At 51.1% G+C, this 15072-nt stretch carries 11 protein-coding genes and 14 tRNA genes; 2 read left to right on the top strand and 23 right to left on the bottom strand.

The features are described 5' to 3' along the window. Positions 1-17: 17 nt before the first annotated feature. The 4 genes from JJU47_RS04685 to JJU47_RS04670 are packed head-to-tail and all read right to left on the bottom strand — an operon-like array spanning position 18 to position 6213. Positions 18-2450: a glycogen/starch/alpha-glucan phosphorylase gene (locus tag JJU47_RS04685; protein WP_228616613.1), complete on the bottom strand. Its 2433-nt coding sequence runs from the start codon at positions 2448-2450 to the stop codon at positions 18-20. A gap of 22 nt (positions 2451-2472) precedes the next feature. After that, the gene (gene glgA / locus JJU47_RS04680) at positions 2473-3912 is read right to left on the bottom strand and encodes a glycogen synthase GlgA (RefSeq protein WP_228616611.1); all 1440 of its coding nucleotides are present in this window, start codon (positions 3910-3912) and stop codon (positions 2473-2475) included. A gap of 11 nt (positions 3913-3923) precedes the next feature. Continuing rightward, a complete protein-coding gene (glgD, locus tag JJU47_RS04675; protein WP_228616609.1) occupies positions 3924-5024 on the bottom strand; it encodes a glucose-1-phosphate adenylyltransferase subunit GlgD in 1101 nt (366 codons plus the stop codon). Positions 5025-5058: 34 nt separating this feature from the next. Continuing rightward, positions 5059-6213, bottom strand: a complete 1155-nt coding sequence (locus tag JJU47_RS04670) for a glucose-1-phosphate adenylyltransferase (RefSeq protein ID WP_228616607.1) — start codon at positions 6211-6213, stop codon at positions 5059-5061. Between the two features lie 152 nt (positions 6214-6365). On the opposite strand from JJU47_RS04670, the gene JJU47_RS04665 reads away from it, so the two are divergent. Further along, a complete protein-coding gene (locus JJU47_RS04665; protein ID WP_228616605.1) occupies positions 6366-8153 on the top strand; it encodes a transglycosylase domain-containing protein in 1788 nt (595 codons plus the stop codon). Between the two features lie 321 nt (positions 8154-8474). Here the strand turns inward: JJU47_RS04665 and JJU47_RS04660 are convergent, their stop codons facing one another. From JJU47_RS04660 to desA, 6 genes are all read right to left on the bottom strand, one after another. Next, the gene (locus tag JJU47_RS04660; protein WP_228616603.1) at positions 8475-9032 is read right to left on the bottom strand and encodes a DUF5366 family protein; all 558 of its coding nucleotides are present in this window, start codon (positions 9030-9032) and stop codon (positions 8475-8477) included. A gap of 367 nt (positions 9033-9399) precedes the next feature. Continuing rightward, a complete protein-coding gene (trmL, locus tag JJU47_RS04655) occupies positions 9400-9873 on the bottom strand; it encodes a tRNA (uridine(34)/cytosine(34)/5-carboxymethylaminomethyluridine(34)-2'-O)-methyltransferase TrmL (RefSeq protein WP_228616600.1) in 474 nt (157 codons plus the stop codon). Between the two features lie 10 nt (positions 9874-9883). Continuing rightward, entirely contained in the window at positions 9884-10324 is a 441-nt protein-coding gene (locus JJU47_RS04650) for a methylated-DNA--[protein]-cysteine S-methyltransferase (RefSeq protein ID WP_024372516.1), read from the bottom strand. Continuing rightward, positions 10305-11453, bottom strand: coding sequence for a tRNA epoxyqueuosine(34) reductase QueG (queG, locus tag JJU47_RS04645; protein ID WP_228616698.1), 1149 nt, complete (start codon positions 11451-11453; stop codon positions 10305-10307). The genes JJU47_RS04650 and queG overlap by 20 nt, the downstream gene beginning before the upstream one ends. A gap of 78 nt (positions 11454-11531) precedes the next feature. Continuing rightward, positions 11532-11602 (bottom strand) — tRNA-Gly (locus tag JJU47_RS04640). Between the two features lie 198 nt (positions 11603-11800). Continuing rightward, positions 11801-12820 carry a Delta(5) desaturase DesA gene (desA, locus tag JJU47_RS04635; protein ID WP_228616598.1) on the bottom strand — a complete coding sequence of 340 codons (1020 nt, stop codon included), beginning with the start codon at positions 12818-12820 and terminating at the stop codon, positions 11801-11803. A gap of 264 nt (positions 12821-13084) precedes the next feature. Here desA and JJU47_RS14670 point away from each other — a divergent pair, with 264 nt between their 5' ends. Beyond that, complete coding sequence (locus JJU47_RS14670) at positions 13085-13729, top strand: DUF6241 domain-containing protein (protein ID WP_228616596.1); 645 nt, start codon at positions 13085-13087, stop codon at positions 13727-13729. 148 nt (positions 13730-13877) lie between these two features. Here the strand turns inward: JJU47_RS14670 and JJU47_RS04625 are convergent. From JJU47_RS04625 to JJU47_RS04565, 13 genes are all read right to left on the bottom strand, one after another. Then, positions 13878-13958: transfer RNA gene (locus JJU47_RS04625), tRNA-Leu, on the bottom strand. 9 nt (positions 13959-13967) lie between these two features. After that, positions 13968-14041, bottom strand: a tRNA-Cys gene (locus tag JJU47_RS04620). 8 nt (positions 14042-14049) lie between these two features. After that, positions 14050-14124, bottom strand: a tRNA-Gly gene (locus tag JJU47_RS04615). Between the two features lie 5 nt (positions 14125-14129). Beyond that, positions 14130-14204: transfer RNA gene (locus tag JJU47_RS04610), tRNA-Gln, on the bottom strand. Between the two features lie 6 nt (positions 14205-14210). Continuing rightward, a tRNA-His gene (locus JJU47_RS04605) sits at positions 14211-14286 on the bottom strand. 9 nt (positions 14287-14295) lie between these two features. Further along, a tRNA-Trp gene (locus JJU47_RS04600) sits at positions 14296-14366 on the bottom strand. A gap of 3 nt (positions 14367-14369) precedes the next feature. After that, a tRNA-Tyr gene (locus JJU47_RS04595) sits at positions 14370-14453 on the bottom strand. A gap of 3 nt (positions 14454-14456) precedes the next feature. After that, positions 14457-14532 (bottom strand) — tRNA-Phe (locus JJU47_RS04590). A gap of 28 nt (positions 14533-14560) precedes the next feature. Next, a tRNA-Asp gene (locus JJU47_RS04585) sits at positions 14561-14636 on the bottom strand. A gap of 7 nt (positions 14637-14643) precedes the next feature. Beyond that, a tRNA-Met gene (locus JJU47_RS04580) sits at positions 14644-14717 on the bottom strand. Positions 14718-14734: 17 nt separating this feature from the next. Beyond that, positions 14735-14809, bottom strand: a tRNA-Glu gene (locus JJU47_RS04575). 18 nt (positions 14810-14827) lie between these two features. Further along, positions 14828-14918 (bottom strand) — tRNA-Ser (locus tag JJU47_RS04570). Positions 14919-14931: 13 nt separating this feature from the next. Next, a tRNA-Asn gene (locus JJU47_RS04565) sits at positions 14932-15006 on the bottom strand. Between the last annotated feature and the right edge of the window lie 66 nt (positions 15007-15072).

Genomic DNA, 15072 nt, shown 5'->3' with positions numbered 1-15072 from the left:
CGGGTGGATCTCGTTTTTTATTTCACGCTCGTCGGTTTGATGTTCCAGACCGCGTTCGCGTATTCTGTGATCGTCCGGTCGCTCGAGAAAATCCCCGATTTGGCCGTGTTGACGATCGAGCTCTCGGCCCAACGTGCCTTATCGGCGAACACTTCTCCGGCTCGACGCTGCGCCTGCATGTACGAGGCGAAGTCTTTTAAGACGAGGAAATCATCGTTGTAGACGAGCAATGAATCAAAGATCGCCTGGAATTGATACTCGCCGACCTTATCAAACGTGCCGTTGACGAGACCGTCGACGACGTCGCGGATTTCTTGATTCGCATGATAGATATCGGCCGCATGGTACCCGCCGAACTTCTTATAGTTCATGACTTCTTGCGGCGTCAAGCCGAAGATGAAGATATGGTCGTCTCCGACCGCGTCTCGAATCTCGATGTTCGCTCCATCGAGCGTTCCGATCGTGAGCGCCCCGTTCATCATGAACTTCATGTTACCGGTACCCGACGCTTCGTAGCTCGCTGTCGAGATTTGCTCGCTCACATCAGATCCAGGGAAGATTCGTTCTGCCATCGAGACGCGATAGTTCTCGAGGAAGACGATCTTGATGAACTGGCTCGCCCGTTTATCGTGATTGATCATCGTGGCGAGAGCGTTGATGTAACGGATGACTTCTTTCGCATAGTAGTATCCAGGCGCCGCTTTCGCGCCGAAGATGAACGTGCGCGGTACCATCGTGAACGTCGGGTCCGCTTTGATCTTTTGGTAGAGGGCATGAATGTGGAGCGCGTTCATGAGCTGACGCTTGTAGGCGTGCAGCCGTTTCACTTGTACGTCAAAAATTGAATTCGGATCGACGGTGATGCCCGTTTCGTCTTGAATATACGACGCCAAATCAAGCTTGTTTTGTTGCTTCACGTCCATGACCTGTTCTTGGAAGCTCGCGTCTTTCGAGAAGCCCATCAACTTCTCTAAGTCGTTCGGATGTTCAATCCACGACGGTCCGATGGCGTCTGTGATCAAGTTCGAGAGACGCGGGTTCGACTTGAGCAACCAACGCCGGTGTGTGATTCCGTTCGTCTTGTTGTTGAAACGAAGCGGGAACATCTCGTACAAATGACGCATCTCGCGTTGTTTCAAAATATCAGTATGGATTTGGGCGACGCCGTTCGTCGAGTGTGAACCGACGACAGCCAAGTTCGCCATGTTGATATGCGCGTTCGAGACGATGGCAATGTCACCCATATGCGGCTCGAGGTGCGGATAGTTGACGAGCACGTCTTTACAGAAACGACGGTTGATCTCTTCAATGATTTGATAGATGCGCGGCAACAACCGTTCATACATCTCGACCGGCCACTTCTCGAGCGCTTCGGCGAGAAGTGTATGGTTCGTGAACGACATGACACTCTTCGTCACACGCCACGCCTCTTCCCATCCGTAACCGTGCTCATCCATCAAGATGCGCATCATTTCTGGAATAGCGACGACCGGGTGCGTGTCGTTGATGTGGACGGCGTAGTGATCACCTAGGTGTTTGAGTGATTTGTTATGACGGAGATACGACGCCATCATCGATTGGATGCCCGCCGACACGAAGAAGTATTGTTGCTTCAGACGAAGCACTTTTCCTTCGTATGTCGTGTCATCCGGATAGAGGAATTCAGAAATCGTCGCAATTGACTGCTTGTATTTAAGCAAATCTTTGTATGACCCTTTCGTCAGTTCCATATACTCCTCATCGTCATAAGGCGATTCGGCGTTCCACAGACGGAGTGTGTTAACGACGTCATTTTTGTAACCGATGACCGGCATGTCATACGGGACGGCCCGGACGACTTCGTCCGGGTGATGGACGACGCGAAGACGGTCGCCGATTTGACGCATCTCAATCCAACCGCCGAAGTTGACGTCGACCGCGCGATCGGCGCGGCGCGTCTCCCACATGTTGCCGTCACGAAGCCAGTTGTCCGGGAGTTCGACTTGATAGCCGTCGACGATCTTTTGCTTGAACAGCCCGTAGCGGTAACGGATCCCGTTCCCATGCCCCGGCAAGCTGAGTGCGGCGAGCGAATCCAGGAAGCAAGCGGCAAGTCGACCGAGGCCGCCGTTCCCTAGTCCAGGCTCCGGTTCATACTCGGTAATTTCATTGAAATCAAATCCAAGCTCCTCGAGCCCTTCTTGAACGACTTCTAAAACATCCATGCTGAGCAAGTTATTGTATAAGAAACGCCCTAACAAAAACTCAAGTGAGAAATAGATGACTTGTTTGCTTTGCTTTTCTTCTTGCTTGTCGCGCGTGTTGATCCATTTTGGGATCGCCTGCTCGCGCACCATCGTTGCCAACGTCTGATACACTTCCTGCTCGGTCCCTTCATCGAACGATTTCCCGTTTAAAGCGACAAATCTTTCTTGGAACGAAGTGACGAAGCTCTGTTTATCTGTGAACATATAAGTGTAAAACTCCTTCCAGTCATGCGAATAAGTGATATAACTCACGGTATTGCTTCGCGGATTGTTTCCAGCTGAAGTCCGTCGTCATCGCTTGATGGACAAGGGCGTTCCAATTGTTTTGGTCGTAGAAGACGCGAATCGATTTCTCGATCGTCGCGAGCATCTCATGGGCGTTGTAATTCAAGAACCCAAATCCTGTCCCTTCTTGCGTGTACTCGTTGTACGGTTTGACCGTGTCACGAAGCCCGCCCGTCTCACGGACGATCGGCAGCGTTCCGTAACGCATCGAGATCAATTGACTGAGCCCGCACGGTTCGAATCGTGACGGCATGAGGAATGCGTCAGAACCGGCATAAATCAAGTGGGCGAGTTCGATGTCAAAGCCGATGTATGAACCGATCTTACCAGGATGTGCAGCCGTCATCTCGTGGACGATCGCCTCGTACTCGGGTTGCCCTGAGCCGAGAAAGACGAATTGACAATCCAAATTCCCGAGCTCGTCACTCACCCCGTTGATCAAGTCGAGACCTTTTTGTTCGACGAGACGGCTGACGAACCCGATCAACATGACGTCGTCACGCACTTCTAAGCCGAACCGTTCCTGCAGCTCACGCTTGTTGGCCAGTTTTCCTTCTTTGACCGTATCCAAGTTGTACGTCTGTGCGATTCGCTTGTCCGTACTCGGGTCGTTCGTCGCCAAGTCGAGACCGTTCAAAATCCCCCGGACGTCGACGGCTCGATGACGAAGCGCCGCGTCAAGCCCTTCTCCGTAATACGGCTCCATGATCTCATCACGATATGACGGACTGACCGTCGTGATTTGATCGGAATGGACGATGCCCGCTTTCATGTAGTTAACGAGACCGTTATGTTGAATCCCTTCCGCCGTGAAGTGTTCAGGCCCAAACTGCAACAGTTCGCCGAGAACAGCCTCAGGGAAAATGCCTTGATACTGCAAGTTATGGATCGTGAACACGGTGCGAATCCGTTGATACGCTTCGATATGTTGATAGTGGATCCGTAGGAACGCCGGGACGACGCCTGTCTGCCAATCGTGACAATGCAATACGTCCGGTACTTCGTCCGCTTCCACTTTTCCGATCATCTCGAGGACGGCGCGTGAGAAGAACGCGAACCGCTCCGCGTCATCATAGTGGCCATAGAGCACGCCTTCACGCTTAAAGTAATATTCATTGTCGATAAAGTAATACGTGATGCCGTCCCGCTCAAGCTTAAGGACCGCGCCAAACTGTTTGCGCCATCCGACAGGGACGATCAAATCAAATAAATACTCCATCTCATCCACATATTCCTGTGCAATCGAGCCATACTTCGGCATGACAACACTAACGTCCTCACCAAGGCTAGACACCGCTTGAGGGAGCGAGCCGATGACATCGGCAAGCCCCCCCGTCTTCATGAACGGTGCCGCTTCTGAAGCGACATACCATATTTTCATAATATCCTCCTTCACACCGTTGTCCGTTTTCCGATAACGATCGGCTCATCGACCGTTCCTCGAATGACCTGTCCGCGTTTCACGACCACTTCTTTGTCTAAAATGGCGTTCTCGACGACAGCGCCTTCTTCAATGATGGACTTGGATAAAATGATTGAATTTTTAATGCGAGCGTGTTCACTGACGACAACGCCGCGGAAGAGAATACTGTTTTGAACTTCTCCGCTGATTTTACATCCGTTGGCAACGAGCGCTTCATTCACTTTCGACCCTTTCAAGTAGCGGGTCGGCGGCTCATGCTTGATCTTCGTGTAAATGTGCGGGAAGTCATAGATGATGCCTTCCTGACGAAGTAAGCGCATACTTTCATTATAGTATGAAAGGACTGAATGAATCACCTGCATTTTCCCAGTATAGTGATAGCCGTGAACGTGGAGACGATGGAGCTGAGGACGGATGACGCCGTCTAACAAGTCGTACTCCCCACGCGACGTCGCTTCATCGACGAGGCGGAGGAACAAGTTTTTCGACATGATGATTGTTTCCGTGTACGCATACTCATCGTCCGGGCTATAGCCCCGTTCCGAAATCCCGACGACGCGGTCGTTCTCGCCGAGGCGGATCGGACGGCAGTAGCCGCATTTTTGCTCGTGGCCCGTATATGCGAGCGTAATATCCGCACCCATCTCTTTATGATGGTCGAGCATCTCTTGGAAGTCGATCGTCGTCAAGACGTTCGATCCCGTTATGACGACGTAAGGTTGCTTGCTGCGCACGAAATGCTCGCGATGGATCGAGAAGTTGGCCAAATCACCCAAGTACGCTTCGCCGTCTGGTTTTAGCGCCGGCGGGAAGATATGGAGACCGCCTTGTGAGCGGTCAAGGTCCCATTCTTTCCCAGACCCGAGATGGTCCATTAAAGAGCGGTACTTGTCGAGTGTATAGATCCCGACTTGGTTGATACCTTGTGTGATCATATTCGTCAAAGTAAAGTCAATGAGTCGATATCGTCCTGAGAACGGAACGGCCGCTAAATTGCGGTGTCCCGTAAACTCTGGAAACAGTCCTTCTTCGGTCCCTAAGTTGATGACCCCTAACAAATCATTCGTCAACAGTAACGCCTCCTTGCGTCGGTCTTTTTTTAAATCAAGCACGTTGTTTGAATACGGTGCCGCTTTGGATATTTTCATGTGGTTCAATGACAACGATCTCACCACCCGGCTCGCCGACCGTCGCCCCGTCTTCGATGACGGCACAGCTTGCGACGATGGCACGATGAATTGTTACATCTTTGCCGATGCGTGCTCCCGGCATGATGACTGAGTCTTTGACGAGAGAACCCTCCCCGACACGGACGTCATAGAACAACACCGAGTGTTGGACTTCTCCTTCAATCCGGCATCCTTCATTGACGACCGACTGTTCGACACAAGCGTCTTTCCCGATGAACTGCGGTGTTTGGTTCGGGTTGACCGAATAGATTTTCCAGTTCTGGTCATACAAGTCGAACGGTGGATCTTCTTCAAGCAAGTCCATGTTTGCTTCCCAAAGCGACTGGATCGTACCTACGTCTTTCCAGTACCCTTTGAACTTGTAAGCGAAGACGTTTAACCCATCGAGAAGCGTGTTCGGAATGATGTTCTTCCCGAAGTCAAAGCTTGACGTCTCATCTTCTGCATCTTGAATCAAGTGCTCCCGCAACACTTTCCAGTTGAAGATGTAGATTCCCATCGAGGCCAAGTTGCTTTTCGGCTTTTCAGGCTTCTCGTCGAACTCATTGATGCGAAGATCGTCGCTCGTATTTAAAATCCCGAAGCGTGGCGCCTCGTCCCATGGTACTTCCATGACCGAGATCGTGACGTCTGCATCTTTTTCCTTATGGAAATCGAGCATTTTCTCGTAGTCCATCTTATAGATATGGTCACCCGATAAAATCAATACGTACTCCGGATCGTAGTCATCGATATAGCTCAAGTTCCGATAAATCGCGTTCGCCGTACCTTCATACCAGTTTTTCCCCGATTGTGCCTGGTATGGCGGCAAGATGGCTAAGCCTCCGTTACGACGATCTAAATCCCAAGCCGAACCGATCCCGAGATAACGGTTCAATTCAAGCGGTTCATATTGTGTCAACACACCGACTGTCGTGATTCCCGAGTTCGTGCAGTTTGACAGTGGGAAATCGATGATGCGGTACTTCCCGCCAAAGTTAACGGCTGGTTTCGCCGTCTTTCGCGTGAGAGGCCCGAGTCTCTTCCCTTCTCCGCCCGCGAGGAGCATCGCAACCATTTCTTGCTTCATAGTACAGCCTCCTAAATTCATAATATAAACCTCTATTACCCTTTTTCGCGGTTTCCTAATGTATTCCTGCCCAAATTATTATATGATAACGTTTACATTTTGAATTTTATTGAAAGATTGACGATATAATGAATGAAGAGAGAGGTGAAAAGATGCGCGCATGGATTGGAACACTGTTTTTCGCCGGACTGTTAGCCGTCGGGTTTACGGTGAGCGGGGCTTTAAAAGAAGAGATCGAACAAGCAAAGACGATTGTCGCATGGGGTGAAGAGACGGTCCAAACAGAGCCGCTTTCGGCAAAATATGCCGTCACGCTCGCTTATAAAGGTGGGACGGAAGCGCTTTATTTGAGCGGACGCCGGGATGACGTCTCGGTCGACGGGCTCCCGGACCATATCCGTGACGCCATCATCGTCATCGAAGACCGGAAGTTCAACGCCCACCCTGGCTACGATCTCGGGGGCATCGCCCGAGCGTTCATCAATAACGCCAACGAGACGTCGATGCAAGGTGGAAGTACGGTCACGCAACAATTGGCACGGAACGTTTACTTGACGCATGAGCGGACGTACGAGCGGAAAGTGAAAGAATTGATGATCGCGCGAGCACTCGAAAAAAGTTATAGTAAGAAAGAAATTATCACCGCATACAGCAACGTCATCTTCTTCGGTCATAACGTGTACGGCATCCAGTCAGCGGCCGACACGTATTTCAATCGTCCGCTCGAGGACTTGAATTGGAATCAGATCGCCTACTTGTTGACGGTCCCGAACAATCCGTCATTATACGATCCGCTCGACCCATCTCCTGCGTTTTACGAGCGGAAGGACCGGATTTTAACCCAACTGAAAGATGCCGGACTCGTGTCGCAACAAGCGTATGAGGCGGCCCACGGCGTTAAATTGAAAGCTACTTACAAACGGCACGAAATTCGTTACCCCGACTATATGGATGCTGTCATCAAAGACGCCATCCGGCTCGTCCGAACCCGCTACGACCTAGACGAAGAGGCTGCGCGTGACTACTTAGCAAGCAACCGGGCGACGGTCGAGACGTACTTATCCGTCTCGCGCCAGACGAAAGCGAAGCGTGAGCTGAGCCGGCTTCCCGGCGGCGTGAACGGCGGTTATGCTGAACTGACGCCGAACGGGCGCATCGTCGCGCTCGTCGATTCGGAGATGACACGGAGCGGCGAGTTCAACCGGGCGACGCAAGCGTTCCGCCAACCAGGTTCAGCGATCAAGCCGATTCTCGTCTTTGCCCCGTTCATCGAAGAGACGAACGCGACACTCGAGACGGTACTCGACGGGCGCCCGGTCTGCTACGGCACGTACTGCCCGACGAACAGCGGCAACCGCGTGCTCGGTGACGTGACACTTCGCGATACGGTCGCCTACTCGTTCAACACCCCGGCGCTCGCGGCGTTCGCTCGTATCGACCAAGATGCCGCCTACGCCACGGCCGACCTCATGTTCAGCCAGTGGGACAAAGAGAACGACAACAGCATGGCGAGCGCCCTCGGCGGATTGACGCAAGGCGTGTCGCCGAAAGAACTAGCCGCCGCTTATACGCCGTTCCTTAACGGCGGCGTGTACGTGTCCGGACAGACGATCAAAGAGATTCGCTTCGGCTCCGGGGCTCCGACCCTCACACCAAGCATGACGAAACAGGCCGTCTGGTCGGAAGAGACCGCGGCGACGGTGCGGCAAGCATTGTCCGCCGTCACGTCGTATGGGACCGGACGTTACGCCGGACAAATCAAGCGTCCGTATGTCGGCGGCAAGACCGGCACGACGAACGCCCACAAAGACATGTGGTACGTCGGCTTGACCGATGAAACGATCACCGCCATCTGGCTCGGAGCGGACACGCCACGCCCGTTCCCCGAGCTCGCCAACCGCGCTTATCCGGCCATCGTCTGGACGGAAGCACATCGTTAAAAGGTCAGGGACGTCTGTCCCTGACCTCAGGCTGTTGACGAACCAAATCGCCCATTGCGATTTGGTTCGTCTTTTTTTGTGTTCAATGAGCTCGAGGCGCTCTGCCCGGCATAAAATTGAAGAAATGCTATGTAGACGGGCTTTTCCTTCGGCCATCGAGGCCTCAGAAAAAGACAAACGGCCGCCAAATGGCGACCGTTTGCGTTGCCCGTCCGACGGCGCCCCGACTCCTGCAGGAAAGCGTGGGCGTCGGAAGGACGAGCGATTCTATTGATGTTAGTCAACAAGCTGAGGTCAGGGATGTCTGTCCCTGACCTTTCTTTATAAAATGATATCCCCGACCGAATTAAACAATCGCAATAGCGCCCACGCCAATCCACTCAACAGAAGTGCCCACATCATCGCTTGAATGAGCAACAACCCAATCGCTCGAAACGTCGACATCAACTGACTGACTTGCCATATGTAATAGAACAAATAGAGCACGAATGTGCCGAGCAAAACGGCGATGGCGGCGAGCAACGAGTTTAAAAACAAGAAACTGACCCCTGACCCGACAAGAAAGATCGTCGCGCCTGGCTTCAACCGATGGAGCGAGCTGCCGTTCGTCTCACGGGCGAAGAACGCGAAGCCAAGCTGATTGAACGTGTCGGCGACAAGTTTGAACGCGCTAAACAACATGAAATATATCGTGAAAAAGACGACGAGGACGAGCACTTTCGTCTCTTGTACCGACAATAAGGCGATGATTTCACTATACACACCGACACGAGTCATCCATTCGATGACGTACTCACTCGTCGCGATGGCGAGTGACATCGAGAACAAGATGATGCCGATCAACGGGGCATAGCTCAACAAGTACACATTCGTTTTCATAGGGAAGGCTCCAATTTCACATTTATTTCTCATATTCAGTGCAAATCTAATATCAAGTATATTATAATATTCGTAGTCATGGAGAACAAAAGGGGGATTTTCGGATGGGTTTATTATTAATGATGGCAGTCAGCGTTGTCTTCCTCGCCGCGATTTTCACAGCAGGATATAACAGAAAACCAGAAGGTAACCAATAAGAGCCGAGATTCTCACGAATCCGGCTCTTTTTTTATGGCTCCGTGTCAAAGTTCCACGGTCTGAAGTTTACCGAAACGACGAGCATCTGTCACTCGTCCCTTATGCGGTAATCGCAATATACCGCTTCTTCGTCTGCTTTCACTTCGGCCATACAGTCAAGCTTACGACTTCATTTCAATCCCGCATATCCTTGTTGGCGAAGCGCTTCATAGACGATGATGGCCGCCGTGTTCGATACGTTGAGCGAGCGGACAAGATTCGATTGCGGAAGGCGGATGCAGCGGTCAAGGTTATTCTCGATCACTTCCATCGGCAACCCTTTCGTCTCGCGTCCGAAGACGAAGAAGTAGTCTTTGTCGACGTTCGACACATCGAGGTCGCTCGGATACTGTTCCCCGTATTTTGTAATATAGAAGAACTCTCCGTCCGGATGCTGTTCCCACAACTCATCGAGCGAATCATGGTAGCGGACGTCAACGAACTGCCAATAGTCGAGCCCAGCCCGCTTTAACATCTTGTCATCCGTCGAGAAGCCGAGCGGGCGAATCAAGTGGAGCACCGAGTTCGTCGCCGCGCACGTCCGCGATACGTTTCCCGTGTTCGCAGGGATTTCAGGTTGAAACATGACTACATGGATTGCCATAATGAATACCTCACTTTTGTTGTTCGATTTCAAGTAAACGTTGCTTATGCGAGAGTCCGCCGGCAAAACCGGTCAACTTGCCGTTGCTGCCGATGACACGATGACACGGAAACAAGATCGGCAACGGATTCCGATTGAGCGCTTGCCCGACGGCGCGTAACGCTTTCGGGCGTCCGATTTGTTCGGCGATTTGTTTATACGTTCGGGTCTCCCCAGACGGGATCGTCAAGAGCGCGTCCCAGACTTCATGTTGAAACGGTGTGCCGTGCATCTCGATCGACGCACGATCGGACGCCTGAAGACCGTCACGTTCGACGCGTTCCATCAAATCAACGAGCCAATCAGGCGCCGGCTCGATCGACGGTGTATCGGCGAAATCGAGCGCGACCAACTTCCCCTCTTCGTTCAGTTCGTACGATAACGGTCCCCATTTAGATGACACGGTTTTCACGTTCCCACTCCTCCCGGAAAATACGAATCTCCTCAAGCACCACTTCGGATTGTTCCTTCTGTTCGATCTCTTGGTAAATCGTATCGGCCGTCTCACCAAGGATGGCCCCGATCGCCCACACCGCGGTCGCCCGCATATCTTCTCTCTCGTCTTCTTGAATGAACGATTGCAACACCGGAACCGCTGACGGCTCACGGTAATGTGCGAGGGCGAGAATGGCGTTCCGTTGAATCGGCTTCTTGCCGCGCCACGCTCCGGACAGGTGCCCGAACTTCGTTTTGAATTCGCGGTTACTTAATGTAAGAAGCGGCTCGAGGAGCGGCTTGACGATTTCCGCCTCCGGCAACAACTCCTCGTGGTGCCGCCAATCTTTTTTACGGTTATACGGACATACTTGCTGACATGTGTCACAGCCGTACAGACGTCCTCCAAGTTTTGAACGAAACTCGCGCGGCATGAGCGTCTTCATTTGCGTTAAATAAGCGATGCATCGCTTCGCATCAAGCACTCCCGGTTCGACTAGCGCCGACGTCGGACAAGCCGTCATACACTTATCGCAATCACCGCATCCGTCTTCAATCGCTTCGTCTGGCGGTAAATACGTATCGAGGATCATCTCGCCTAAGTAGAGGTAAGACCCTTTTTCCGGGGAAATGATGGAACAGTTCTTACCGCTGAATCCGATACCAGCTCGTTCGGCCACAGCCCGGTCGACGAGTTCTCCTGTATCAACCATTGAACGGGTCCGGACATCAGGGACGAGTGTCTCAATATAAGCTTGAAGTTGCTCGAGGCGCGAACCGACGGCCCGGTGATAGTCGAGACCCCAGGAGGCGCGGGCAAAGAGCCCACGTCGTGAACCGGATACGCTACGCGGTGCCTCCTTTAACTTGCTCGGGTAGGCGATGGCGATGGCGATAATTGACTGGGCGTCTTCAAGCAGCAACTCCGGCTTCGTCCGCTTGTCTAAATCCGGCTCTTCAAAACCTGAAGCGAATCCTCTCTCTTGTTGCTTGATGAGCCGCTGTTTCATGACGATGAACGGATCAGCCGTCGTCACTTTCAACTCATCGATTCCAATCGTCTCGGCATACTCGACAATTTTTTGTTTGATCGTTTCCGGACTCAATCCGTTCATCCAACCACTCCTTCCGTATCCATTTTCGCATACAAAAAATCTCTCCGCCACTCGGCAGAGAGATCAAGAAGCGGGTGAAGAGAATCGAACTCTCGTCATCAGCTTGGAAGGCTGAGGTTTTACCATTAAACTACACCCGCATGGTTATCATATGTTCGCCTCATCAGCGACTACAATCAATATACACCTATACTTTTACGAAGTCAATGCTTTTGTTTAAAATCTTTTGGTGTAATGCTTAAGAAGTGTTATATACCCCGATTCCTTTCTCGTAAATCATATTTTGCTATATCGTTTTCGGGAATAAAAAAGTCTGCCGTAAGATTACGGCAGACTGCTTAAAGAGAAGACGTCTTCGGTTCTCGTAACAGATGTTTAATGTCGCGGAATGTGACGAACGTCTTGTTCTTCGCATCGTATAGTTTGTAGCGAAGCGATTTCAAACTTGAGAGCAACCCGATCGTCGTCGCCTTTTGCAACGGCGGCGTCAACGTATGTGCTTTCTCCAAATTGTAGTTTGGCACGCGCGGGCTTAAGTGGTGGACGTGATGGAAACCGATATTCCCAGTCACCCACTGGAGCACTTTCGGCAACTCGTAATACGAGCTCCCTTCGATCGCTGCTTTGACGTAGTCCCATTCACTCTCGTCTTCAAAGTATGAATCTTCAAACGTATGTTGGACGTAGAAGAGCCAGATGCCGAGAAGACCAGCCGTGAACATCGTGATGCCTTGTACGATCAGAAACGCTTGCCAGCCGACGAGCGAGATCATCACCCCATACAAGACGACGAGCGCTGCATTGATCACATACGTATTCGTACGTTCTTTCTTACGTGCATCTTTTCGATTGAATCGGCTCGTAATCATAATCAGATATAAGGGACCAAGACCGAACATGACGAGCGGATTACGGTAAAGACGGTATTGAAGACGCGTCCACTTTGATGCTGCGATGTATTCTTCGATCGTCATGACCCAAATGTCCCCCACTCCGCGCTTATCCAAGTTCCCGCTTGAGGCGTGGTGAATCGAATGCTCCCGCTTCCACTTTTCGTATGGGAATAACGTGAGCACACCCATGATCGTACCGACGATATTGTTCGCCTTTTTATTTTTAAAGAACGACCCGTGCGTACAATCGTGAAATATAATAAACATCCGGACGACAAATCCTGCAGCGATGATTGCGAGCGGAATCGTCAAGAAAATAGAAATGCTGAGCGCTTGATACGCTAAAAACCAAGCTGCTAAAAACGGTAAAATCGTATTGATCATTTGCCGGATACTCTTTTTCACGTCCGCTTTCTCAAAGGGCGAGACGTGTTTCCGGAGCTGGGCAATTTTTTCTTTACTCATGTTACTTCATTCCTCCTCAACTACATAAAGCGCTGACTACACCTACAGTAAAATGAAACGCGAGCACGACCTCATTCGTCTTATGCCGCATTATTTATCACCAGGTAATTATACCACATATAATTTGTATTGTTTGATTATTTCAAATTTGGTAGTGACAATTGATAGAATCCACCTTTTTAAATTCCATATTAATCCCTTTTATAGAATTAAAAACATAATAAGTATGATAAAATCCATTGTATGCAGTGAGGAGGAATTGTTGTGAAGAGTACAATCAAACACCTGGTGACACGTAAGCGAGTAATCATTGTTGTGATGACATTGCTCGTTCTCGCCCCTGTGGCAATTGTCAGCTACACGTTCTATACGAATTTGAGTCAAGGGGTTCAAAACGAAGAATTAGAGGATGTATACGCCGAACGCGTGCGAGAGTTACAGCTTGAAGTATCGAAGGGAGACCCGTTCAATCGACGAGGGAACGCGACGAATAAGACGCGTGTCGAATTAGTCGTCAGCTATGACAAAAGCAAGCTGAGTCGGACAAGTCTCGTAAAAAACATGCATTTGATGACCCATCAAAAAATCTCGGCCCGCTCGAAATGGGGAGCGATTCCGATGACCGAAGAGAATATCGCGGCCTCTTCTGAATATTTGACGCTTCTTAAGACGCACAACAAAGTCGGTCCAAACGTATATGAGGAGCTGCGAACGATGCTCGACAATTGGGCGAGCGGCGACTTCAGCACAGCCGATCAAGAACAGGATCGTCTCCTCCGCCTATTAAACGCAAATCGTGGATTCTCGAACGGGCTAGCTACTGCGGCCGAAGAGGAGTTATATGTTTTGAATAACTTTGGTCCTGATTATTTACATACGCTCACTATCGTTCCGACGTCTATCCAATGAGAACCGAATGACCACACATATAGAAAAAGCGTTCTTGCAAGAACGCTTTTTCTATATGGTTGGTAACCTCTATAGTACAGCCAGCATAGCGGAAAAAAGATGTTAAAAGCATTAAAAAAAGACCCTAGCCTCAGCTAGGATCTACGGATACCGGTGGTCGGAGTCGAACCGACACTCCAGAGGAACACGATTTTGAGTCGTGCGCGTCTACCAATTCCGCCACACCGGCATATTATGTTGGAGGCGCCAGTCGGAATCGAACCGACGATAGAGGAGTTGCAGTCCTCTGCCTTACCACTTGGCTATGGCGCCAAATTAGATGGAGCGGAACACGGGATTCGAACCCGCGACACCGACCTTGGCAAGGTCGTATTCTACCACTGAACTACTTCCGCATAGTTGGCTGGGCTGGAAGGGATCGAACCTTCGCATGTCGGAATCAAAATCCGATGCCTTACCACTTGGCTACAGCCCAATAAAATGGGGCGACTGAAGGGAATTGAACCCTCGAATGCCGGAATCACAATCCGGTGCGTTAACCACTTCGCCACAATCGCCATAATAAGCAGGGGCAGCAGGAATCGAACCCGCGCTGACGGTTTTGGAGACCGTAGTTCTACCGCTAAACTATGCCCCTAAGTGGTGGGGGGGGGCGGATTCGAACCGCCGAACCCGAGGGAGCGGATTTACAGTCCGCCGCGTTTAGCCACTTCGCTACCCCCCCACATGGTGGCTTTGGACGGAATCGAACCGCCGACACAAGGATTTTCAGTCCTTTGCTCTACCAACTGAGCTACAAAGCCATGTATGTAGTAAATTAAATTAAAAAAATGGCGGTCCTGACGGGATTCGAACCCGCGATCTCCTGCGTGACAGGCAGGCATGTTAACCACTACACCACAGGACCACTGTAATTGCGGGGGCTGGATTTGAACCAACGACCTTCGGGTTATGAGCCCGACGAGCTACCAGACTGCTCCACCCCGCGACGATATAAAATTTAAATGGTGACCCGTACGGGATTCGAACCCGTGTTACCGCCGTGAAAGGGCGGTGTCTTAACCGCTTGACCAACGGGCCATAATTTGAGTGAAAAACTGGCGGAGAGCAAGGGATTCGAACCCTTGAGACGGTTTTGCCGCCTACACGAATTCCAATCGTGCTCCTTCGGCCACTCGGACAGCTCTCCAAAAAGAGAAAAGTGGCTCCGCAAGTAGGATTTGAACCTACGACCTACCGGTTAACAGCCGGTTGCTCTACCACTGAGCTATTGCGGAACGATCTTGCCTGGCAACGTCCTATCCTCACAGGGGGAGACCCCCAACTACTTTCGGCGCTGAAGC

It is taken from the genome of Exiguobacterium sp., assembly GCF_020832205.1.
In the GTDB taxonomy this organism is placed as follows: domain Bacteria; phylum Bacillota; class Bacilli; order Exiguobacteriales; family Exiguobacteriaceae; genus Exiguobacterium.
Note: the sequence above shows the minus strand (reverse complement) of the source record. Positions and strands in the feature narration are given on the sequence as shown.